Consider the following 23,445-nt stretch of genomic DNA (forward strand, 5'->3'; position numbering starts at 1 on the left):
AAGTTGTGTTTTGAGTGCCTCAAAACTCGTTTTGTGCCCCAAAACTACTTGCTCTGCCGAGAGCCGGGTAATCCTCCGAAGTCGGATTTACCTTGTATGTTGTCTTAGATATCTTATGTGAATTAGTAGGAAAAACTAGGTTTTTAATGGCTCATGAGCTTGAATGTTCATCGCTTTCCATTAGGTTTTGAAAAAAAGATATGACAGCAAATCGAAAAGGAGGTCGAAAACCCAAAATCAACAAAGCAACCCATCGCTATGTATTTCGCCTTACGGATACAGAAAACGCCAGGTTTTTATCATTATTGGAGCAATCAGGACTTGACAATAAAGCTAAATTTATTGTATCACTACTGTTTGAAAGGAAGATAAATTCGGTAATTATAGATAAAGGGGTTATAGATTACTGTACAAAATTAACGCAGTTTTTCGCTCAGTTCAGGGCAATTGGTGTAAACTATAATCAGATCGTAAAGATCCTTCACACAAATTTTGGTGATAAAAAAACAGTCTTTTATCTAGGAAAACTTGAAGGGCTGACCATAGAACTGGCTAATATCTGTCGGGAGATTTTGATCCTCAGCAAAAAATTTGAAGCGGAAAATCTTGCTAAAAAACAAAATTTATGATAGCCAAAATAGGGCGTGGTTCAAAAATCTATGGTGCACTGCTGTATAATCATAGCAAGGCATTACAGGATAATGGCAAGATTTTGCACATGAACAATATGCTCGAAACGCCTGATGGGAACTATACGACCGGACAATTATTGGCCTCATTCGTCCCATACCTTGCCGCTAATAAGAACACAGAAAAAACTGCAATCCATATTTCGCTCAATCCAGATCCCGATGATATTGTTTCGGATGAAAACTTCATCAAAATTGCCAGTGAATATATGGCCAGAATGGGCTATGGCAATCAACCCTATGTGGTTTTTAAGCACAATGATATCGATAGAACACACATACATATTGTATCAACAACAGTCGATGAAAATGGAATAAAAATATCCGATGTTTTTGAAAAGAAAAGATCGATGGAAATATGCCGCCATATTGAAAAAAAATATCATTTAACTCCCGCAGATCAAAGGATAGGTGCTGATGAGGGTTTTACCTTCACCCCTGTCGATTACAACAAAGGAAATATAAAAAGCCAGATTGCTGCAGTGGTACGATACTTACCTAATTATTATAGCTTTCAGAACCTGGGCAGCTACAATGCGCTCCTTTCACTTTTCAACATTAGTGCTGAGCACATAAAAAAAGATTTTAAAGGTGAGATAAAAGAAGGGCTAGTTTATAGCGCTCTGGATGCTGGCGGTACTAAAATAGGGAATCCTTTTAAAGCATCACTGTTCGGAAAACAGACGGGACTTACTGCACTTCGGTTCAGGTTCGAAAAAAGCAAAGAAGTACCAACTGAAATTAAAGCGAAAACCAGTCAGATTATTTCTGAGACCCTAAAAATAACAGCCAATGAAAAGGATTTTACAGCTTATTTAATAGACCACGGAATAAATACAGTCATCAGAAGAAATGAACAGGGCAGGCTGTATGGAATTACGTTTGTGGATCACAATACCGGACATGTATTCAATGGTTCTCATTTAGGCAAACAATTCTCTGCAAACGTATTTCATAAACTCTTTTCAGGTAAAAACATAAATGAGAATTTGAAAATCGATCTTTTAGCTTCCCAAAAAGCTCCTTTAAGTAATACAAAATCTTTAAAAGAAGATCTACATCCGCTATTCGATTTTATGGTTAATACAGGAAGTATTATTAGTGATTGGGGACTTTTGGATTCACTGCTACTAAACACTATGGCGGAAGATCCCGAGGAGCAGATATTTGAGTTCAATATGAAAAAGAAGAGCAGACGGAACAAGAATTAATTATTCCCTAAAAAGATAGCACCGAATTCTTAATTTAAGGACAAACCGTAATGTTGGGAATCGTAGTATAGCTACCGAAATGAAACGCATATTTTGAATCTTCGATCTTAACTGCAACTGCTCATAAAATTCTAAAAAAAACAGTATTTATACCTTAAGAGAGTTACTACCATAAAAAATAAAATCACTATAACCGACCAATAGCAGGCTATCGTCTACAAATGGATATATTTAAAATAGCTCCGGGTATTTATCAATACACACCCATAAATGAAAACAACATCTGTAAATCTCACATATTAAGAGCGGACAGTTGTTTATAGATCTAATAAATTTTCAAAGTAATATATTATAGATTTTTCAGACCAAAAGCGATAATGTCTTCAATGATGGGTAAAACTTCTCTCCCTTTATTAGTTAAACTATATTCCACATGGGGTGGTATTTGTTTAAAATCTTTTCTAGATATGATCTCATATTCAACCAGTGTTTTTAATTCCTGAATAAGCATTTTTTCACTTATACCTTCCGTTTTTCTTTTGATCTCACCATAGCGCAAGTTGTCTTTACTCAAAGCCTCAATTATCTTCATTTTCCATTTACTACCAATCATATCCATTGCTTTTCTAACTGGACAATTTATTTTTTTACTCATAACTAATTTAATTTCAAATACTTACCGTACAAATATAGGTACTATACCTTTAGGTAGGTACTTGACAAATATAGTACCAACTGCGTAGCTTTGTAAAAAAATATTGCATTATATGAAAGCATTACAGGTTATGGCCTATGGAGGTCCCGAAAATTTAGTACTCAATGAAATCCCAAAACCCAGTGTTAAACCAAATGAAGTGTTAATCCAAATAAAGGCAGCTTCCGTTAATCATATTGACTATGGTAAAGCTTCAGGAAAATTAAAGCAAATTTTCCCCCTTGAATTACCCTGGATCCCGGGAGATGACTTTAGTGGGGTGGTTATTGAAAAAGGGAGTGATGTATCTGCCTTCGAAATCGGTGACGAAGTTTATGGCAACAGTATTCACGGAGGTACTTATGCCGAATATATTGCAGTTAATGAAGAATATATTGCTTTAAAACCACGGTCTTTGAATTTTGAGCAAGCAGCATCGGTTCCTGTTAGTGCTCAAACTGCTTGGCAAGCAGTTTTTACCCACGGAAATTTAAAAAAAGAGCAAACTGTTTTGATCCACGGAGGAGCAGGTTCTGTAGGTGGATTTGCGATACAGTTTGCTCATAGCATTGGTGCAAACGTGATTACCACAGCCAGCAAAGACAATTTTGATTACTTATATTCTTTAGGTGCATCGAAAGTGATTGATTACAAAAATGAAAAATTTGAGGAACTAGATACGCCTATAGATTTGGTCTTAGATTTTGTAGGTGGAGATAATCAAATCCGCTCATTAAAAGTATTGAAGCCGAACGGCAAACTTGTGGCAACAAATCAACCAATTGCCGAAGAGATTTTTGAAGATTATAGTATAGCGGGAATTTTAATGCACATGCAAATTTCTTCCCAATTATTAAAAGAAATAGCAAATAAGATTGATAGTAACGAATTGCAAATTGCTATTTCAGAAATCTATCCATTAGAAGACGCATCACAAGCATGGATTGATTTACAAGGAAATTTATCAGGAAGAGTAGGCTCAAAAATCGAAGCGAAGAAATTAAGGCGAGGTAAGGCAATTCTCTCTATTTGTTAGCATTGGAATCCAAAAAATAGTGCCTTTAAAATTGAAGCAAACCGATTAAAGGCATCACCATTTTACAATCTTATTCACTGTCACCAATTCGCTTTCAGAATTTAAATAGTAACATGCTAAAAAACGAAATTAGCAGCTTTATGTGTTACTATTTAAATTCTGTTTTTTTATAATATTCAATTTATTGAATTGTAGGAAGTTTGGCAATATGCAAGTAATTTTTCAGGTAAGGGAAAAAGAAACCACTGACTACAACAGGCAAGACATAAAGTTGATCCCAATTCGGGTAATTACTGCTTTATCAATCAAACTTCCATTATGGGAGTAAGACGGTAGATATACCTCGCCCCCCAGAAAATTAGTAACCTGAATTATTGGTTGACTAAATAAATGATGTCATGTATGTAAATCTCATAATTAAATCTATAAGACATCAGCATGATAAAATAGGCTAATCCAAACCATAAATGTACTGAACTTCAAAAATAAGGTCTTGTAATTTCTATGCCATATATGTACTTTGACACCTGTAATTCTGCCATATTTCTACGCACCAATATCCCAGTTCATCATTCCACCATACAAGTCCGTGGTAATTATACGCAGCCAATCAGCACAGTAATTCTTTCCCTTTATCGAAGATGCTTAATCGTAATCCAATTCATTATCAAAATTTGAAAATATTGATCCCTTTTGATATAAAACAAACTCGTTAGACATCCTTAAATCTACTTACATAAATGATCAATAATTTTTTGCTTGACTTACGAATTCCGAATTTTCTTCATTCTTTCTACAATATATGAGTTGCATAAAATTATTATGGATCTTATAACCTATAACGAAGTGCTATTTGACGCCAGATGTCTGCTGCATGATCTTGATCCTCACCATGATTGAAGTACCATTTTCCACTCTTCTTAATGAGCTTCTGAACCAATCCATCTAATAAAACTTGGAATTCTTGTTGATCCTTCGTTAATTTTTTTTGCAATAATACAATCTGGAAATCACATGTCTTAAATGTAATTCTAAAAACCTGTTTACTAAAATGTTCTTCATGTTGTCCTATTGTGTCTAGCATGCCTAAATATTTACCTCCGAAATTCAATATAATAATATGATTTTTGACTCAAAATAGGAATTCTTTTAGAATATTTCTAGTTTAAAAAGTACAGCCTTCAAGGATATATGCTGAGATCTTAAGCGAAACTTTTATCCTTTATATAAGACATTAAAGGAAAACGTATACCGCTACAAACAACATCTGGAATTTTCATTCATACAGATAATATCTATGTGAAAATTTTCACTCATGCAAGAAGACGATTTAAGAGGACTCGCAAAAATAATGGCATTTATGCGCGCAGTCAGTATCCTATTGATACTTATGAATTTCTATTGGTTCTGTTATTCTTTCTTCCACGATCTGGGATGGACACTTGAAGTTTTAGAGAAAATATTCAAAAATTTCCAGCGAACTGCCGGGCTATTTACTAATTCTTTTAATAGCAAACTATTTGCCCTGATTTTGCTTGCGCTAAGTTGTCTGGGTACAAAAGGGGTAAAAAATGAAAAGATAAAATGGGCAAATATCAATAGCTGCCTGATAGTAGGTTCAATACTTTACCTTTTAAATTTTCCCCTTATCCAAATTTCTGCTTCGCTCTATATGCTAACAACTTCTGCTGGATTTATCCTACTGATGGTTGCAGGATTATGGATGAGCAGATTGCTTAAAAGCAGGTTAATGGATGACCCTTTTAACAACGAAAATGAAAGTTTTTTGCAGGAAACCAGACTTATCGAAAACGAATATTCTGTCAACTTACCTACCAAATTCTACTATAAGGGTATATGGAATGATGGCTGGATTTCAGTTGTAAATCCTTTTAGGGCCACGATCGTGCTTGGCACGCCGGGATCTGGAAAAAGTTGGGCTATTATAAACAACTATATAAAACAGCACATCGAAAAAGGATTTGCCATGTATGTCTTTGATTTTAAATTTGACGACCTTTCCGTTATTGTTTACAACCATTTACTAAAGCATGCTGATAAGTACAAAGTAAAACCGAAGTTTTATGTTATAAACTTTGATGATCCAAGACGAAGTCATAGATGCAACCCGCTAAGCCCATCATTTCTGACAGATATATCTGATGCATACGAATCAGCATATACCATAATGCTTAACCTTAATAAAACGTGGGCGACCAAACAAGGTGATTTTTTTGTCGAGTCCCCAATAATCTTGCTGGCTGCAATAATTTGGTTTCTCAAAATTTATAAGAATGGTCAATACTGTACTTTCCCGCACGCTATTGAGCTTTTAAATAAAAAATATGCCGACGTATTTACAATACTGACAAGTTACCCGGAGCTGGAGAACTATTTAAGCGCGTTTTTGGATGCGTGGGAAGGAGGAGCGCAGGATCAGCTTCAAGGACAAATAGCTTCAGCAAAAATCCCCCTATCACGTATTATATCTCCGAACCTCTATTGGGTCATGAGTGGAAATGATTTTAGTCTTGATATCAACAATCCCAAAGAACCAAAACTTTTATGTGTTGGTAGCAATCCTGACAGACAAAATATATATTCTGCAGCTCTTGGACTTTATAATTCGAGAATTATTAAAATGGTCAATAGGAAACATCAATTAAAAAGCTCATTAATTATAGATGAGTGCAGTATGCTCTACCAAAAGGGCCTTGATTCATTGATTGCAACTGCCAGAAGTAATTTAGTCAGCGTTACCTTGGCATTGCAGGATTACTCTATGTTTACAAGAGATTATGGGGATAAAGAAGCGAAAGTAATTCAAAATATAGTAGGTAATATTTTCTCCGGACAGGTCGTTGGCGACACTGCTAAAACACTTTCCGAGAGGTTCGGTAAAATTGTTCAGAAAAGGCAGTCGATAAGTATCAACAGAAATGATACCAGTACGTCGATATCTACCCAACTTGACAGTCTTATTCCGGCATCCAAGATCTCTACATTAAGCCAAGGTATGTTTGTTGGTGCCGTTGCAGATAATTTTGACGAAAAGATCGACCAGAAAATTTTTCATTGTCAAATTGTGGTCGATAATGAAAAAGTAAAAAATGAAATGAAACATTATAAGCCCATTCCGCAAATTCGGTCTTTCTTATCCGATTTAGGCGAAGATATTATGGACAAGGAAATTGACAAAAATTACAGAAAAATAAAATTTGATGTTTCAGTTATTATCGCCGATGAAATGGAAAGAATCGCGAATGATCCTGAACTGAAGCATTTAATCAGAAAGCCCAAACCATAATACAGCTAAAATATGGAAGTACACTATTGTGGCGTACTTCCAGTTTATATTATTTCAATTGCATGAACCTATAAAAGGCCACCCCTGACGAAAGCAGAAAGACCAAAATCAACATTGGAAGCATTTTGTATTCCCGCTTCCTAAAATGCACAATCATCCCTGCAAACATAATAATACAAAAACATACCGCAGTTATTGGTGTTAAAACTGGCAAAATTCCAAAAGTCCAAGGTAATATTATACCGACACATCCTAGGAGTTCTAAAACCCCTAATATTCTTATCGGTAAAATAGACGAACTAGCCATCAAATGCCCGTCCGCAACATGTTTCTGTTTACTGCCCTTTACTTTTCCGTAACCCGGCATAATGAAAAAAAGACTGAGAAGTCCCTGAATTATTAATACAAGTGTATTCATCGTTGTTTTCTTTAAAATATTTTGAAAATGTAGAAAAAGAGCATTACAAATTTAATCCTGATAAATTTCAAGACTGCTCAATAAAAGAAAATGTTAGAATATAGATTCTATCTGCGGACTTAACCCTTCTTAGGTTGATTTATCCAAAGATTAATATCTTCCATACGGTTGAATTACTTGTGTTGTTATGGACAAATTTAGCAAAATTCTTAGTACATTTAAACTTAAAATCTTCCTTAACTTTACTTACCATCTACATTTTTAATAATCTTAGAGGAATATGGTACCGGATCTCATTTTTTATGGGTCGCTATATCTGCTGCTGTACGATAATCAGTAATTTCGGTATAGAACTGGGAAAGTTGGGGAACCTTGATAAAATGCCTGAACCTTTCTTTTTGAACAATATTGTTCGCTACCGAGAATTCATTTCCTACTGGATTTAATATGAACTTTAATCCTCCACATCCAGCATACTTCTGCAGTATGATTATTTCTTGGTCTGTTGCGGATCGACCTTCTTTTTCAAGGGAGAAAACAGCCCGGATCGCATCAATATTCTGACTGATGCTCCGCTTCTTATCGAACGCCATTACCTTCAATCCAGATTGCGATGAAGCCCGTTAACTCCGAATATAACAGATCGTAATCAGTTGTATATGCGAAATCATCAGTCAGCTCATAATGGCCAAAGATCTCCTCACATTGTGGAAGTACCTTCCGTGCAAAATCACGATAATCAAGCTCATCGAAAACATCCGAAAATTCATAGGTCAATACTTCGAATAGTGTATCAAATCTGGAAAAATGCAATCCTTCATACAGAATATAATCAGCAATCTCATTGCATTTACCAATATGATTTCCTGAGCGCAAAGCACCCTCATAGGCATTTGCGGCCCATCTTGCACGTTGGTTGATAAATTTGATGTCTGATGATCTCTCGGGAAAGCTGGAATCAATGTGATCCTGCAATTTTAGCTGGTAGTAGGAAAAGTCCTGGTTATGATTTTTCATATCGTTATATTTTAAAAACTTTTATAGCGGTAAACCTAATCAGCTAGGGGAGCAATCTTTGTTTTGATTCCTAAGCTTTCCTATTTTTGCCAAGATATTCCCATTACACAAAAAAGCCCGGAACCATTACAGGTCCCGGACTTCAGTAACCAAAATCACATCATGAACTATTTGTACTTTCCTTTCTTTTTTTGTTCAAACTCAAATGATGTTGAACCCGAGCCGTCCAGCAGTATGTAGGCATTAAATGCTTTCTTATTTCTGCCCATCATCTTTTTTATCAATGGGGTTCTACCTTTTACTAGAAGCGCATCAATTTCCTTATAACTCAGCTGTACGCCACAGATATTGCGAAATAAAACCCAACCACAGGATTCATCTGTGCATTTAACAACTTTTTCACGTAGAATCACCATACCCTTACATTTGGGACAGCCTAGATCCGTATTATCCCCGGGAGCTCTTTTTACGCTCAATAATTCATTTGTTATTTCATGTACAGCAAGCTCAACTTCCGCATGAAAAAGTTCCGCATCAATCTCTCCATTTTCAATTTTTTCGAATGCAATCTCCCACTGCGCCGTCATCGCAGCATCAGCAATTTTCTTGTCTCCGACTATTTCATAAACAAGCATGCCTTTATCGGTGGGAACAATACTCTTTTTCTCCCGTAGGATATACCCCCTATCAAAAAGGGTTTCGATAATGGCGGCACGTGTGGCAGGTGTGCCGATGCCGATGTTTTTCAGGATTTTTCGTTCTTCCTCGTTTTCAACTGTACTGCCTACATTTTCCATTGTCGCAAGGAGGTCTGCCTCCGTATAGAGCATCGGGGGTTTTGTTTTCTTAGCAAGTACATTTACAGCCTCAATGTTCAGTTGAATTCCGGTTTGCAGATCAGGAAAATCAGTGACAAGATCCTCACCTTCCTGCTCAAAATTTCCGTTGATCAATTTCCAGCCAGCTGAAGTAATCCTGATAGCTTTCAGTTTAAAATCATAATGAAGTGCTGAGATTCGTATGTCTGTGATTTCCCGGTGGCAAGGCGGGGAAATAGATTCAAGAAGTCGTTTTGCGATCATATCATACAAAGCATCTTCGCTCCCTTCCAGTCTGGTAGGAATATTTTCAGTAATCAATATTCCGTGGTGATCGGTAACCTTCACATCATTTACTATATGCTTATTATAGCGTTCCCACTTGATATGATCAACAGCTTCCTTACAGGATGGACGTGAACCTAAAGCCAGGATCAGTGCGGGTATTTCCGGCCAGATGTCCTCCGGTACATATTTTGAGCCGGTTCTGGGGTATGTAATGAACTTCTTTTCATAAAGTTTCTGCGCAATCTCAAGTGTGTGCTCGGCAGAATAACCCAGCTTTTTATTCGCCTCTTTTTGTAGTCCAGTAAGATCAAAAAGAAGCGGCGCCTGGATCGTACCACTTTTCTTATCCACCTCTTTTAGTTCAGCTTTTCCGCTGCGTTCAAGCGTCCGCATGACGGATTCTGCCTTTTCTTTATCCTCCCACTTATCCTCGGATTGACTTCTGAAACTTATCCCTTCTTTTATTAAGGATAGCTCCACCTGAAAATAATTTTTGACCTCAAATGCTTTATGTGCAAGGAAACGCTTGCAGATCAGCGCGAGTGTAGGCGTCTGCACCCTTCCCAACGAAAATAGTCCATCACCCATCGCAATGGTAAGCGCCTGGGTTGCATTGATTCCTACTAGCCAGTCACATTCCGACCGTTCCCTGCCGGCGTTAAATAAACCGTCAAATTCACTTCCCTGCTTTAGATTTTGAAATCCGCAGATAATTGCTTTTTCGGTCAGGCTGTTGATCCACAAGCGCTCAAAAGGTTTGGTGCACCCGAGATATTGATAGATGAACCGAAAAATCACCTCTCCTTCCCTTCCGGCGTCCGTAGCAACAATAATACTATCACACTTCTTAAATACGGAGCCTATTATTTCAAGCTGTCTTTTTGAACCCTCATCATACACATACCCGTTACCTGATTTCACCTTTCTTCCATTCAATTTGAATTCAGAAGGAAGGATGGGGAGGGATTCTTTATTGAATCCCTTAATCCCATAATCCTCCGGCATTGCCAGTCCAACAAGATGTCCAAATGCCCAGGTTACCAGAAACCCGCCGCCCTCACAATATCCTTCCTTCTTTTCAGTTGCCCCTACAATTCGTGCCAGCTCATAGGCTACAGAAGGTTTCTCTGCTATAATCGCTTTCATAAGGTAAGGATTTAATGCATTTTCGGACCTCTGGCATTTTCCTTTTTAGGAGCACTTTTCTGCGTGTTATTGGCATTATCATCCTGTTTTTTTGCCTGAACCTGATCAGCTCCCTGAGTTTCGGACTGTTTCTGAGTTTTCTCCTGCTGAGGGTTGTCAAAATCGAATTTCATTTTACTCTCTTCTTTATCATACCACATAAAACCGGAATATAATTTGGTTTGTTCCCTATTGCTAAGTTTCTCCGCTATAATCACCCCTCCCTCTTGAAGTTCTTTTTTCTCTTGCTCAGTGAAGATTTTGCCCCTAAATTCGTTCGGGATACCATTTTCCTGTGCCTTTTGCTGTCCTTCGCTTTGCCCTACAAAAACAAGCTTTTTTGCATCGGCGTTATATTGAAGGTGTTGGTCGAAGACTTCACCCGATTTCGTATTCAGCATCCCTTCAACAAGAACTTGTTTGCCCTCCAGGAGTTCAGCCTTTTGTTCAGTACTTAGCTTAACACCTCCAAACTTCTCACTGATCTTGATAAGTTCAACAGGAAAGGATACAACCTCATTGGTCAGCTTATCTATGCTGATGAGAGACTTTACTTTGTCACCATTTGAATATGTAAGTTCCGCCACTCGCCCCATGTTTCCTGTCTTTTTTAAATTTTCTCTATCCTCTGGCGTAAAAACATGTCCAAAAAATTGCTTTTTAAGATCGGGTTCCACACGAACCCCGTGCACCATAACATCGACCCGGTCATTCACCCTTCTCAGGGACAGTCGTGCATCTGCTTTCATAGCTACTCCCTTAAAATTTCCTTCGATCCGGTACGTTCCGTCAGTTTTATATCCTTTTAACATTTTGTCAAGCTGACCGCTCTTCTCAAGAAGCTCACGATTCAAATTCAGTTGTTGTAATGTTGTCCAGTCAATCTCCTCAGCATTGTATCTATAAGGTTTGGTCTCATTTGTTGGCGTTGCGCCCTCCGAAGTTTGATTTGTTTCCATATTCTTTTGATTTAATTTGTTGTCATGTTTGATTTCTAGTGCATCCAGGAGTTTGTTACCCTCCAGTGTTGGATTGTCGATTGCATTCTGTAATTTTTTGGCAACGTCTTGCAAGTCAATAGCAGGTGTTCTGAAAAACCGGAAGGATATAGGATCATTTAGCCTACGCCAGAAGTTGGAGAAGAAATTACTAATGGCATCCCCCTTATCCACACGCATAAAGTCCAATAGATTAGACTTCTTGGGCTCAGCTGTTTGAAGATTACCTTCATCATCGATACCTTTGACAGCTTCTATGCGACTTTTCCTTTTGTCGAGCACCAGAAGTATATCTGAAAGGGGTTCTGGTACTTGCGTTTGATTTTCTTTTGAATTAGTTTGCTTACTCATAATCTCAAATGTTTTATTCTGATCGAATCTATTAGGACTTAGGCAGCTAATAGTTTGGTTATCTATTAGTTTCCTTCATAGGCGTATACTTTCCGCCCTGGTAACTGTCGCGAATGAACTGGTGAACGTCAGAACTTTTGTAGAATACTTTTCCGCTTATTATAAAGTATTTGATCTTACCGATGGTACGGTAGCGTTGCAGACAGCGATAGGTTATCTTTAGCATCTGGAGGACATCCTGATTGTCCAGCAATTCTTCCCCATCAATACTTAGCCTTTTCTTTTCCCTGTTTTCAATGTCACCCGCAAGGATATCGAATCGTTTCATGATCCGTTCCATCCAATTTAAAAATTCAACTCTGTCAATATTCATAGCTTTTGCTGTTTGGTTTACAGAGCCAAAATTGGCCTAGTTTTTCCGGCTATTTCTAACAGGATATTTACCCATATTGTAGTCATATGGAATCTTTTTTATGGAAATATTGCCCATGTAGACCATTATTTCAAAGTCCTTATGGTAGCATATGACTAGATCTGGGTAAAAAAAGCTGGGTAATCTTAATTGATTACCCAGCTTTAAAACAATTATGATGAATAAAATTATAAGTCGTTATCCATGTATTGTTCAAGTGAATGCTTTAGAAAATGCAGATACCTTGCTCTTTGCCCTGCCCTGAATTTCATTTGATAAAATGCATGATGGATATCCCCAAGACTGACCTCAAAAATGTCTTCAAACATTTGACTGATTTTTCTTAACCCAACCCGTCCATTTGAAACACTTCTTGAAATATGAAGTGCATATATAAGTTCTATTAATGCATTTTTTGAATCAGTCCAGGAAAACTCAGCATCTTCATTAATATCAAAGTTATTATTATCCGTTGGTTCCGGTCGGTTGAATTTTCCTGAAAGATAGGAATGATAGAGATCGTATGCCTTAATCTGCGCAACCTTGTAATCGTAGTAGGTCGAAAACTCACGGTCAACTTCAAAAAAGAAACTGTCCACACCATCGAAATAGTTGATATTACCGAGCCTAAAATAGTATTCATCCTTATCAGATCGACCTGTACGGTAATAACTGTAAAAGTCAGAAGAAGCGATATGCTTTTTGTATTCTTTATTGAGTAACCTTACCTGTTCTGTATAATAAGGTTCAGTGAGCTCTGAATTTATCGGGCTATATGCTTCTATTTTTACAACTTTATTGTAAAACATGAGCATGCCCAAAATCTCAGGTTTCACCCGTTTGAAAAAGATGATTTCATCAAGGATACTATCAAATCCTATAAGATTAATTTGCGCTTTTAATTCCGTTAAAGTTTTGTCAAGAAAAGAGACCATGTGATAAGCTTCATCAATAGCACTTTTCTTGCTTCTTGATACATTTATCTCTTCTTTCTCGATAGATAATAAAATGTTTTTATATGCCTGTTTCATATGATTTTTTTTAAAGTGATTATGCCCCACACTTTAAAATATATCCCATCATACTGAGATAAAACAAAATTAAATATACACTTTAATTCATTTCTTATGCACTGGTTTTAAAGGTGTTTAGTTATTTGCAGTAACATAATTGGTATCCGCTCGGATTTTGTAAAAATCTGGGTTTATCAAAAAGTTTAATTATTACTGCACGGGAATTCAGTGTGTTAAATAAAATGATATTAATTCTACAAAGAAATTAGCCTAATCTTTCAATAAAGGAAAAGACAAAATTATTACCCGGTTATATTGTTGTAATTGCAGGCTGTCATACATTCTTTAAGATTTTTCTGCAAAATCTAAAACTTCTGCCATCTATTTATTGCTTGAAAGGGAATTCTATTTTTTTTAATTATTTCCCAATCCCAATACTCGAAATGCCCGCTAACGGTTAAATAATATCGCCAAAACCAAAGTGGGGGAATTCTAAAGCGTAAAAATTTCCATATTAACCATTTCCAGTTTCGTATCCTCAATAAAGCCAAGGTCGTCCACTTGCGCATCCAGGGTTGATAGATATCTATATATTCTCTATAGCTAAAAGCTGCGTTTACATTTGAATAACGAAATCGATCACCATCTACCGAATTTTATACAAATGCCTTAGATAAGCACAACATATATTTTGCGAACTACTACATATATTTTTTCTGAAAGTACAAATATTGGTTTTTATAAATTGGTTTAAAATAAATTCTCAAATTACCCAAAGTAGGTGATAAACGAAGGAATAATAGGCTTTAAAAATATACTTATCGTTCCGTCACCAATGACCAAATTTATAGACAATTAAAATTAAAAAGATGAAAAAAAGTTTAAAAAGGCCACCACCCAGAGCTGTACCATCAAGTTGCAATTAATAATCGAAACAGTTACAGCCCCACTAAACTGTTAAAAAGCAACAACGAAAACAATCAATAAAAAATTTGAAAATAATAAAAAATGTATGGATAATTCTTTAAAAATATCATCCAAAAATTTTGAAGATAAAACAACAATGGAGTTGGCAATGCGCCAACTCTATTGTTGTTTTACGCTGTAAAAAGAGCAAATTATTCAAAAACCAAGTTAACAATAATATAAAACAAAAAGAGTGGATATTCTAAAATCATCCACCTTTAAGATATAATAAAGTCAATTTTTTCGTGCTGGAACTTAACTAACTATTTTTTAAACAATGCTTTTTTAGGTGCGAGCGCACCTTGATGTGAGGAAACTTTACCGCTTCAATATGATCTAGAGGATTCAATAAGCCATAATCATGAATAAATCCGTTATAAGTCTCGATAGTAGTCGGAACTCCCGCCTCATCTAACTTTCTTTCATTCACACGCCAAACGTTCATCGAATAGGATATCATTTTCAACCAACTGAACCCGTGCTGGTGGAAGGCCTTTAAGTTTTTCTAAGAGTGCATTGAATGGAGTAGCATAATATTCCTTGCGTTTTTCAATATCAGGAAGATAATTATTCCACATCCATTTCATTAACGGAGCTGTAAAGAATCGTTCTTCTACATGTTTTTGCCAGGATTCACGTGTAAAATCTGTATCAGTAACAGGCCGCAATAATAATTGAAATTTTATTTCTAGGCCATCTTTAGCCATCAGGCAAAGAATAGTGACATTGCAAAATATTGTATTGCGAATTGATTATATTTGTGATGTGTAGAACGAGTATTTTATACAAGATACCATCAATCAAAAGATTTAATAAAAAAAATAAAAAGTTGTCAGCATTAAAATTAAGTCTGGTTTTTACCCTTATCCAAATCTTCCTAACTGTAATTTTGTTTGCAGCAAGTGAAACATTGTATACACTTGATCTTGAAAAATTCATAGTCTTCTTAGCTTTTCTTTCCATTGTAGCTGCAATTATATTTGCTGCTAGGACCAAAGCGTCTGGACTAGGTATGCTCCTACTTATTGTAAATATCATTTGCCTGATTTTCAGTCTTTTTATTCTGTATATAACCTTCTTCTTTACTTTCAGGGTGTAATATTTTAGGTAAAGTATGTAGGTTAACCCTGGTTTCTGCCACTAAAATTGTAAAATTAAGGTAAAATACATTTATACTTTTACAGTTTAACTTTTGTTAAAGTGTTTTACCAGACTAACATATTGTTACTGTATCGTTATTTTAGACTATGATTTTTTCTTTTCTGGGGCAGATCATCCAATTAAGGCCAGCAAACAAAGAGTTCGAGGATAATTCTGTCAAGTTCACATGAAAGGATTGATTATCTGTTTATTCAATTCTTATTTTTATTCCCTAAACCTGATATGAGATACCGGTTATAAACCAATCACAATATTTCTAACAAACATATACGATATAAAAGGAAAAAATAAGTCCCATTAGGACACTTTCCTGTCGTTACGTTACCATTAATATACTTTTGAATCATTCAAAAAGTATTATATGGAAATTTTATCAAAACAAGATCTTGAATTATTCCGAATAAGATTCATCTCTGACATAGAAAAAATGTTGGAAGCCAATTTTAATCTTACGAAAGAGGATTTTGGTTGGCTAAGAAGTAAAGCTGTTCGGAAGATCATGGATATATCACCAGCTACATTACAGAACTTAAGAATTACTGAAAAAATTCGCTTTAAAAAGGTTATGGGTTCTTACTATTATAGGAAGGACGATTTACTAAAACTGTTTGAAGATGAAAATTGATCTATCAAAACACGGCTTAGAGTATCTCGATCACGTTTGTAATGATGACCGATTAAATGTCTGGCACATATGTTTACTTCTTGCGATAACAAGATTAGCACACCGTCAAAAAGAAGGCAGAATTATACGGGTTAGTAGAAGCAAACTAATGAAAATGTCACACATTGAAACTGCTCCGACCTATCATAAATATTTTAAGCAGCTACAAATTTTCGGTTACATAAAATATGTTCCCTCCTACCATCCCGGCTATCGTAGTACCATTGAACTACTATAACTATGTTAGATAGCTATTGACAACTGGATATAGAAAATTTCCACCATCATTTGAAAAATATGCAATTGAACTATTTTCAGAAAAAGATGGCAACCTTATTTTAAAATCAAAACAATAGTTATTTAAACACTATTCATATTCACTAGTTATTATAAAGAAGTTATTTCCTTTCTTTTTTAGCAGCAAATCAAAAGTCACCCGGCTATTGTTGAATTTCTCGATGGAAAAAAGCTTATGTAGAAATTACCCTGGAATTACCTAATGAGGTGATCATCCGAATTGGAGAATATTTATAGCGGATGGTACAAAGAATTCTAGAAAAAATATGCCGTTTGAAACTCGACATAGGACTTGATTCATGAAATATAATCGAAAATATCCCGCAAGAGCATAGGTAAGTATGTTTCATGTTTTCAGTTCTATCTTTTAAATACCATATTCATTTGTAGTCTTTGTATGTTAAAGTTTATTAATTTTTATTATTATTTAATAAATATTCTTGAAATTTATCATAAATCAAAATATTTTAATATGAAAAATCTAAAAAAATTTACAAAAGAAGAATTAAAATCAATTCTTGGAGGGGCAAATTGTATCAGATGGTGCTTTATAAACGATAAATTAACATGCGTTCCATATAATTCATGTGGTGGGCCTGGGCTTGAGCCATAAATAATTAGATATTGTTTTTCAAGCACATATTTCTTGATATTTCCAATATCAGTAAAAAAATATTGAATCACGCTCTGTTAAATCCATAGAGGGGTGTAAATCCCCTCTTTTATTTATTTAGCTAAAGCATTTTTTGAACAGTACCTATAACAGGTCTTATTTCTAAAGTTAGTCAGAATTATTACTATTATATATAATAGTAATAAAAAGGCAAACGTTCACCAAGACTGCAAATGCGTTTGAAGAAAACAATCGGTAATTAATTTTTCATAAATCCATAAACGGAACTTTTAGGAAAAGATAAACACTCAATAATACGTCTTTCCGAATTTTCTATCAGTCTGTTAGAATTTTGAACTATACAAAATTCTAAATATGGAAATTTTATCAAACAAGATGTGGAAATATTTAGGATAAGAATAATTTCAGACAAAGAACGATTATTGGAAACTACTACTGGACCTAAAGAGGAATTTGATTGATTTCGAAGTATGGCGATTTGCAAAATGATGGACACCTTTCCCGCGACCTTGCAGAATTTAAGAGTCACAAAAAGGTTTTGGATTCTTACCATTACATCAAAACGGATTTACAAAAATTATTTGAAGATGAAAACTGATCCATCAAAAAGAGCCTTTTAATATCTCGATAACATCTATAATGATCCTCGACTGAATATTTGGTATATTAGCCTATTCCTTCCAATAGCTCGATTATCAGTCCAAACCTTAGAAACTAATGTCTCGATCCTCAGATTTACATTGTCATTTATTATTAATAATGAACACAAATTCATTATATATTATTATTCTCCAGCCTTTAGCAATTGCAATAGCCTTTTTTTATTTGATACTGAAACTAGTATGATCCTGTTTATTTTTTTATTTCAATTTACTTTTTTAACCGAATTTGAGTACCACTGATAATTAAAAAGATCTCCGATAAAAGATGTCCTAAAAACACAAGTGAAAAAATAAATTATCTCCCGATGGAATATAAGAATTTTCAGTAAAACCAATAACTGCACCAACAGCAATGATCACATTTTATCGTTCTTACTTATTTTTTTTTCCTTATATCTTATCGTTTTTTCGATGGTAAATCTTTCCAAATTGCTTCTTTAAGTTCCTGAACTCCAACACCAGTTACACACGAAAAGAAATATAGCTTTATATCATCCGGAAATTTGGAAATAATATCAGCTTTGCTATTTGATTTCAATAGATCAGTCTTTGAAATCGCAACAAGGTGCTTTTTATTTTCCAATTTTGGATTATGTTTGACCAGCTCAGATCTTAATATGCAATAATCGCGAAAAGGATCAGTACTATCTGCAGCAATAACGAATAATAAGATGCTATTTCTTTCAATATGCCGCAAGAATCTGTGTCCTAACCCCTTGCCCTCCGAAGCACCTTCGATTATACCAGGAATATCCGCCATAAGAAAGCTCTCCTTTTCACTGTATTGAACAACACCAAGATTCGGTTTAAGCGTGGTAAACGGATAATTATCAATTTTTGGAGTTGCCGCTGTAATGGTAGCGAGCAGCGTTGATTTTCCTGTATTTGGTAATCCAACCAAACCAACATCGGCGAGTATTTTAAGTTCAAAAATAATTGTCTTTTCTTCACCAGGCATGCCGGGCTGTGCAAATTTTGGTGTTTGCAGTGTGGATGATTTAAAGTGTTCATTTCCCAAACCACCCTTACCTCCATGCAAAAGAATAATTTCCTGTTGGTCTTCCATAATTTCGCCTAGTACATTGCCCTCCACATCTTTTGCAATAGTTCCCAATGGTACATTTATATACACATCTTTTCCAGATCCCCCGGTTAATTGACGTTCCCCGCCGTTATTTCCCCGATCTGCTTTGAAGTGTTTTAGATAATGTAACTCAAATAAAGTCCACTCATGTGCATTCCCTTTCATAATAATATTGCCCCCTCTACCACCATTACCGCCATCAGGTCCACCTTTGTAAATAAACTTCTCATGTCGCAGGTGTGAAGACCCTGCTCCACCATGGCCTGACTGACAATGTACTTTTACATAATCTATAAAATCTTGCATATATCTTTTTTTAGAACAATTCAAATGTAGCTATTCCTAAGAATGTTTTTTGTGACATAAATAATATGCGATAGTAATACCACAAAATGTAATATCTATTCTTATAAATGCTATCTGCCATGTACATATAACATATAGTAATAACCGCTATTCGTCGTTGAAGGGTATTCTGTAATCAGCTGTTAGCAATGCTAGCAGCTGATTTTATTAATCCGTACATGGGGCTTTAAACTTTAAAAATGAAAAGTCTTTCGCCAGCGGGTAACTGTATTCCTACTTATTTGAAAGTAATTTGCCAGCTGAGTATTATTATAATTATGGCTCTTCTGATACTTCAAAATTTCAAGTATAGTATTTTCATCATACGATCTGTATTTCTGATTGTAGCACTTGTGGCCAAAGATAATTTTATCCAAAACCATTATATCCAATGCTATCAAGACCTCTTTATCCAGAATATGTTGACAATCATTTCTTTTATTGGGATATTTTATCGCCAACAAATCGAGGTAAATCCTTTTGTAATCAGGTTTGACAGTTTCTTTTTTACTCATCTCTGATCAGTTATCCATTTATTAATCTCCTTTAGCTGAATGCTTAGCAATCCACTTATAAAGTGTTGTCTTCGGAATTCTATAATCGTCTATAATATCTTTCTTCGTTTTCTTTCCTGTATGCAGAAGTTCTAATATAAAATCAATTATTTCCTGACTATACAGATTCTTTCTAAAAGTTGGAAGGGAACTAACCTTTTTTACTTTGGAGAAATCAGTAGACTTACTTGGCGCATACAAAATTAGGTGATATGAGTATATCCTAAAGAAATCATATTCCGCAATTTTGCTCCATTTCAGAAGCATGTCAGTTGAAATATCATTTTTTTTATACATTTCGCGGATATCTTTTTCCTCTAAATTAAAGAAGTTACAAATCCGATGGAGATCAATATTTTGCTCTTCAACAACCTTCTTAATAAGACTACCAATATGAATTTTTTTATACAGCATAATTTAATTTTGTGACCATTTAAGTTTCAGGTTTAACAAGGTGATATTAAAAACACAAGACATTATTTATATTATTCAATTTAGGCTGTAATTACCAGATACCCTTTCCTTATTTATTAAATTAGTTTATAATTTTATTCAAAAATTGAATTAAGAAAGTAATGTATGACATAAATCTATTAGGACACTACAATCTCAATCTATAAAGCGATTAGACAACAGTCGGAAAATAGTGCCAATAGGGTTAAAAACAAAATAAGTTAGTTTTCCCCCTTCCTCTCTGCAAGAAAAGAAAGCTAGGTGTGGTCAAAACAGTCTAAAGGATAGATTAAAGATCTAAACGAAATGTGTCTGCACATAAAGGAAGAAACTTTACTACAGCTATGCTTCATTGTAATAATCTTTTTTTTAAATTTCTTAATTTTTTTTAATTTATCTGGATATACCTTATCATTATAAAACAAACGGGTAAATAAACTTAAGATTCGAGCGACATAGAGCAATATAACATTCAGTTTCTATATAATTTTTTATATTTATTCTTCCGTTTGGTAATAAATTTTATTATATTTGATTCAACATAAAGTGATTCTTTCACCAAAAGTCACAATTATGGTAATATAAGACAGATCCTCATTTCTCGGTTTCAAAGAATATTTTTTTAATACTAACAAAAAAAATTCATTATGAAACAGAAATTCATTTATTGCTTAATCCTTTTGCTAAGTAATTGTACTTTATTATTCAGTCAAGTTGGAATTCAGACAACGAACCCACAAGGAGTATTTAACATTGATGCAGCAAAAGACAACCCTTCAACTGGAGTACCATCAATAGCACAGCAGACCAATGACGTAACAGTTACATTTACTGGCAATATGGGCATAGGTACTACAGCCCCTACTAATAAACTCCATATCACCGGAACTGATCCATTACGCCTGCAAGGAGTTTCAGCCGGAAACACTACCACAGACCATCTTATTGTAATTGACTCTACTGGTGTTATAAAAAACATTGGTACATTGGGAGGACTATCTATTCCTAATCCAGCAGTTTTCCGATTAGAAAATACGCAAAATAATTTCCTGCAGGCACAGAGTGCGGGTGGATCACAAGTGGTTCCCATGTCTGTTGTAAAAAATACTATTCCTGGAATGAGTTATGATGCAAGTACTAGTACAATTACATTCCCTCCTGGAACATACCAGATTACTTTTGTGTATGAAGCAATCCATAATAATACAGGATGCACTATAAGTTCATACTTTGTAGATTTCCCTCTTAATAATACAATATCAAGAGTTCATAATACTGCAGCACATTCACAAGGGACATTATCTAATCATGGAGGAACAATCACATATGCAACGACTATTCCCGCCAACAGAACATGGAAAATAGCTCTAGGAAGAGGACAGTCAGGCAACTGCTCTGGAGCAGGTATGCAATTGGCAGCAAGATCTACTCAGGTATTGGTCTTCCGAATTGGTGACTAATTCTTTGCAAGTTCTTACATCAAGCACTTCTAAATTTCCACGAAAAATTAACATAAAACACCGGCTTATGCCGGTTTTTTATGTTATAAATTATAATTAAATGGACCAATCAAGAATCTAGCATTATAAAATCTATATATTCAATAGTATTATCTTAGTAAAGACACTTTTCATTAAGTAATTTACCATCTTGCATGAACTTTCTACGATTCAAAAATCTAATATTACAATTTGCTTAAAAAGCAGAATAAATACAATAATAATCTAAATGATTTGAATATAATTTAATCAAGATGAGAATATTAATTTGTACTGGTATTCTTGAAACAGAATGAGGATCTGTTTTTGATATTATTCCGGTGATACAATTTGGTATAGCTTATTATTTCGCCGGAATTTTTACTTCAGGAGTATTTAAAAGCTTCAAAATCAATTTACCAAATGTATAACATATATTATACCCCAATTACCGATTTTAAAGTTTTTTTTATTCCATGGAGTACTAAAAAGATAACCTTGCTTACCCTAATAAAGGTATAAAATCCTAGGCAATAGTTTGTGATACTTTGTTATGATTTAACCTGTAAGCTTTGCGCGGACTATATAATTTATGTACTTTCAGAAATTGAAAACAAGCTACCTTTATCAAGTTTAAAAAATTATGCAAAGTCAACCTTAGTTTGACACTTTTAAATTGTTATTCACGGAACTTGGTGGGATATAACCCTGTTTTTCCTTTAAAGAATGAAGAAAATGACGAAATGCTATAAAAACCGAGATTAAAAGCAATCTCTTTGACTGTTTGATCTGAACCCTTTAGAAGCCGCTTTGCTTCCAGAATTATCCTTGCATCAATAAGTTCTTTGGCAGTAATTCCAAGCGCGTTTTTTGTAAGAATATTTAAGTAATTGGGTGTTACTGGTAACCTTTCTGCATAAAACGCTACCGCTTTTGATTCAGCATAATTCACTTCAATCAATTCAATAAAATTCAAAATAATCGGGTTTCGTCTATTTGTAGCTATTATATCCCGCTCTGCATCATCAATACAAATAGAAATAAATGAGAAAATTATCTCTACCCGGAAACTTATCACATCCCAGTTGACAGGCAACTCTTTTAACTCTTCTTGGATTATTTTAAACTCACGTGAAAGCTTTTCACTGATTTCTGTCGGAATATCCAGAACAGGAAATTTATTTGGAAGTAAAGAAGAAAATTTTGAGTTGTAAAGTTGCTTCTCTATAAATTCTTTTGATAAAATTAACTTATGTCCTCTAGCTCCTTTCTCCGTTTTCCAGGAATGAATTTGTCCAGGAAATGAAATATGCACCTGATTATCTTTTTCTTCATAATCGACAAAGTCAATAAAGTGGTAACCAGAGGCCTTTTCAAAAAATATAAAAACATAGCTATCAGGTGCTCTAAAACCAGAAATCTCACTCTCACCAGCTAAAGGAAAATACGCAATATGATCTTTAATCTGAGCCTCAAACTCAAAATCCTTTTCAATATATTTACTAATCATTTGGCACATTTTGTATCTATTTAACAATTCAAAATCTATACCTTTTAATTTAATAGTAGATGATAATTTTTCATAAAAAAATTATCATCTACTAAGTTTACTTATTTAACACGATTACTATTTTTTGCTAATTTCTCAATTACATGAAGCTGTTTAGCTTTTTGACTATCGTTTTTTTTAAATTAATTCTTATTAAGATA

The 23,445-nt window shown here is 34.7% G+C and carries 20 protein-coding genes; 7 read left to right on the top strand and 13 right to left on the bottom strand.

What is annotated here, in order from left to right; translation table 11 throughout:
* The first annotated feature begins 200 nt into the window (after nucleotides 1-200).
* Both mobA and mobB read left to right on the top strand, forming a co-directional pair.
* Nucleotides 201-629 carry a conjugal transfer protein MobA gene (gene mobA / locus AC0INN_RS13885; RefSeq protein WP_306613699.1) on the top strand — a complete coding sequence of 143 codons (429 nt, stop codon included), beginning with the start codon at nucleotides 201-203 and terminating at the stop codon, nucleotides 627-629.
* Entirely contained in the window at nucleotides 626-1,900 is a 1,275-nt protein-coding gene (mobB, locus tag AC0INN_RS13890; protein ID WP_306613701.1) for a conjugal transfer protein MobB, read from the top strand. Before mobA ends, mobB begins: the two co-directional genes overlap by 4 nt.
* Before the next feature lie 349 nt (nucleotides 1,901-2,249).
* On the opposite strand, the gene AC0INN_RS13895 is transcribed toward mobB, so the two are convergent.
* Nucleotides 2,250-2,555, bottom strand: a complete 306-nt coding sequence (locus tag AC0INN_RS13895) for a winged helix-turn-helix transcriptional regulator (protein ID WP_306613703.1) — start codon at nucleotides 2,553-2,555, stop codon at nucleotides 2,250-2,252.
* A gap of 112 nt (nucleotides 2,556-2,667) precedes the next feature.
* Here AC0INN_RS13895 and AC0INN_RS13900 point away from each other — a divergent pair, with 112 nt between their 5' ends.
* Nucleotides 2,668-3,630 carry an NADP-dependent oxidoreductase gene (locus AC0INN_RS13900; protein ID WP_306613704.1) on the top strand — a complete coding sequence of 321 codons (963 nt, stop codon included), beginning with the start codon at nucleotides 2,668-2,670 and terminating at the stop codon, nucleotides 3,628-3,630.
* A gap of 829 nt (nucleotides 3,631-4,459) precedes the next feature.
* Here AC0INN_RS13900 and AC0INN_RS13905 read toward each other — a convergent pair.
* Nucleotides 4,460-4,714, bottom strand: a complete 255-nt coding sequence (locus tag AC0INN_RS13905) for a hypothetical protein (protein ID WP_306613705.1) — start codon at nucleotides 4,712-4,714, stop codon at nucleotides 4,460-4,462.
* A gap of 231 nt (nucleotides 4,715-4,945) precedes the next feature.
* Between AC0INN_RS13905 and mobC the strand changes: the two genes are divergently transcribed.
* Entirely contained in the window at nucleotides 4,946-6,937 is a 1,992-nt protein-coding gene (gene mobC / locus AC0INN_RS13910) for a conjugal transfer protein MobC (RefSeq protein ID WP_306613707.1), read from the top strand.
* A 49-nt stretch (nucleotides 6,938-6,986) separates the two neighbouring features.
* Here mobC and AC0INN_RS13915 read toward each other — a convergent pair whose 3' ends face one another.
* The 8 genes from AC0INN_RS13915 to AC0INN_RS13950 all read right to left on the bottom strand — a co-directional run bounded on the left by AC0INN_RS13915 (nucleotide 6,987) and on the right by AC0INN_RS13950 (nucleotide 15,110).
* On the bottom strand, nucleotides 6,987-7,355 hold the full coding sequence (locus tag AC0INN_RS13915; protein WP_306613709.1) for a DoxX family protein: 369 nt from the start codon (nucleotides 7,353-7,355) through the stop codon (nucleotides 6,987-6,989).
* 293 nt (nucleotides 7,356-7,648) lie between these two features.
* Nucleotides 7,649-7,948 (bottom strand): hypothetical protein, encoded by a 300-nt coding sequence (locus AC0INN_RS13920; RefSeq protein ID WP_306614241.1) that lies wholly within the window; start codon nucleotides 7,946-7,948, stop codon nucleotides 7,649-7,651.
* Nucleotides 7,935-8,372: a DUF1896 family protein gene (locus tag AC0INN_RS13925; protein ID WP_306613711.1), complete on the bottom strand. Its 438-nt coding sequence runs from the start codon at nucleotides 8,370-8,372 to the stop codon at nucleotides 7,935-7,937. The genes AC0INN_RS13920 and AC0INN_RS13925 overlap by 14 nt, the downstream gene beginning before the upstream one ends.
* Nucleotides 8,373-8,539: 167 nt before the next feature.
* Entirely contained in the window at nucleotides 8,540-10,624 is a 2,085-nt protein-coding gene (locus AC0INN_RS13930; protein WP_306613713.1) for a type IA DNA topoisomerase, read from the bottom strand.
* Between the two features lie 11 nt (nucleotides 10,625-10,635).
* On the bottom strand, nucleotides 10,636-12,012 hold the full coding sequence (locus tag AC0INN_RS13935) for a DUF3945 domain-containing protein (RefSeq protein ID WP_306613715.1): 1,377 nt from the start codon (nucleotides 12,010-12,012) through the stop codon (nucleotides 10,636-10,638).
* Between the two features lie 58 nt (nucleotides 12,013-12,070).
* Nucleotides 12,071-12,385 carry a helix-turn-helix domain-containing protein gene (locus tag AC0INN_RS13940; protein WP_306613717.1) on the bottom strand — a complete coding sequence of 105 codons (315 nt, stop codon included), beginning with the start codon at nucleotides 12,383-12,385 and terminating at the stop codon, nucleotides 12,071-12,073.
* 227 nt (nucleotides 12,386-12,612) lie between these two features.
* Entirely contained in the window at nucleotides 12,613-13,455 is an 843-nt protein-coding gene (locus AC0INN_RS13945) for an RteC domain-containing protein (RefSeq protein WP_306613718.1), read from the bottom strand.
* Between the two features lie 1,370 nt (nucleotides 13,456-14,825).
* Nucleotides 14,826-15,110 carry an alpha/beta hydrolase fold domain-containing protein gene (locus tag AC0INN_RS13950; protein WP_473046838.1) on the bottom strand — a complete coding sequence of 95 codons (285 nt, stop codon included), beginning with the start codon at nucleotides 15,108-15,110 and terminating at the stop codon, nucleotides 14,826-14,828.
* 815 nt (nucleotides 15,111-15,925) lie between these two features.
* On the opposite strand from AC0INN_RS13950, the gene AC0INN_RS13955 reads away from it, so the two are divergent.
* Together AC0INN_RS13955 and AC0INN_RS13960 are read left to right on the top strand one after the other, a co-directional pair.
* Nucleotides 15,926-16,189: a helix-turn-helix domain-containing protein gene (locus tag AC0INN_RS13955; protein ID WP_306613722.1), complete on the top strand. Its 264-nt coding sequence runs from the start codon at nucleotides 15,926-15,928 to the stop codon at nucleotides 16,187-16,189.
* An 808-nt stretch (nucleotides 16,190-16,997) separates the two neighbouring features.
* A complete protein-coding gene (locus AC0INN_RS13960) occupies nucleotides 16,998-17,138 on the top strand; it encodes a bacteriocin-like protein (RefSeq protein ID WP_306613724.1) in 141 nt (46 codons plus the stop codon).
* Nucleotides 17,139-18,218: 1,080 nt separating this feature from the next.
* On the opposite strand, the gene obgE is transcribed toward AC0INN_RS13960, so the two are convergent.
* Nucleotides 18,219-19,211: a GTPase ObgE gene (obgE, locus tag AC0INN_RS13965; protein WP_306613726.1), complete on the bottom strand. Its 993-nt coding sequence runs from the start codon at nucleotides 19,209-19,211 to the stop codon at nucleotides 18,219-18,221.
* Nucleotides 19,212-19,786: 575 nt separating this feature from the next.
* A complete protein-coding gene (locus AC0INN_RS13970; RefSeq protein WP_306613728.1) occupies nucleotides 19,787-20,218 on the bottom strand; it encodes a transposase in 432 nt (143 codons plus the stop codon).
* Between the two features lie 686 nt (nucleotides 20,219-20,904).
* On the opposite strand from AC0INN_RS13970, the gene AC0INN_RS13975 reads away from it, so the two are divergent.
* The gene (locus AC0INN_RS13975; RefSeq protein WP_306613729.1) at nucleotides 20,905-21,717 is read left to right on the top strand and encodes a hypothetical protein; all 813 of its coding nucleotides are present in this window, start codon (nucleotides 20,905-20,907) and stop codon (nucleotides 21,715-21,717) included.
* A 697-nt stretch (nucleotides 21,718-22,414) separates the two neighbouring features.
* On the opposite strand, the gene AC0INN_RS13980 is transcribed toward AC0INN_RS13975, so the two are convergent.
* A complete protein-coding gene (locus AC0INN_RS13980; protein WP_306613731.1) occupies nucleotides 22,415-23,245 on the bottom strand; it encodes an AraC family transcriptional regulator in 831 nt (276 codons plus the stop codon).
* Between the last annotated feature and the right edge of the window lie 200 nt (nucleotides 23,246-23,445).

This window comes from Chryseobacterium subflavum (assembly GCF_055762745.1).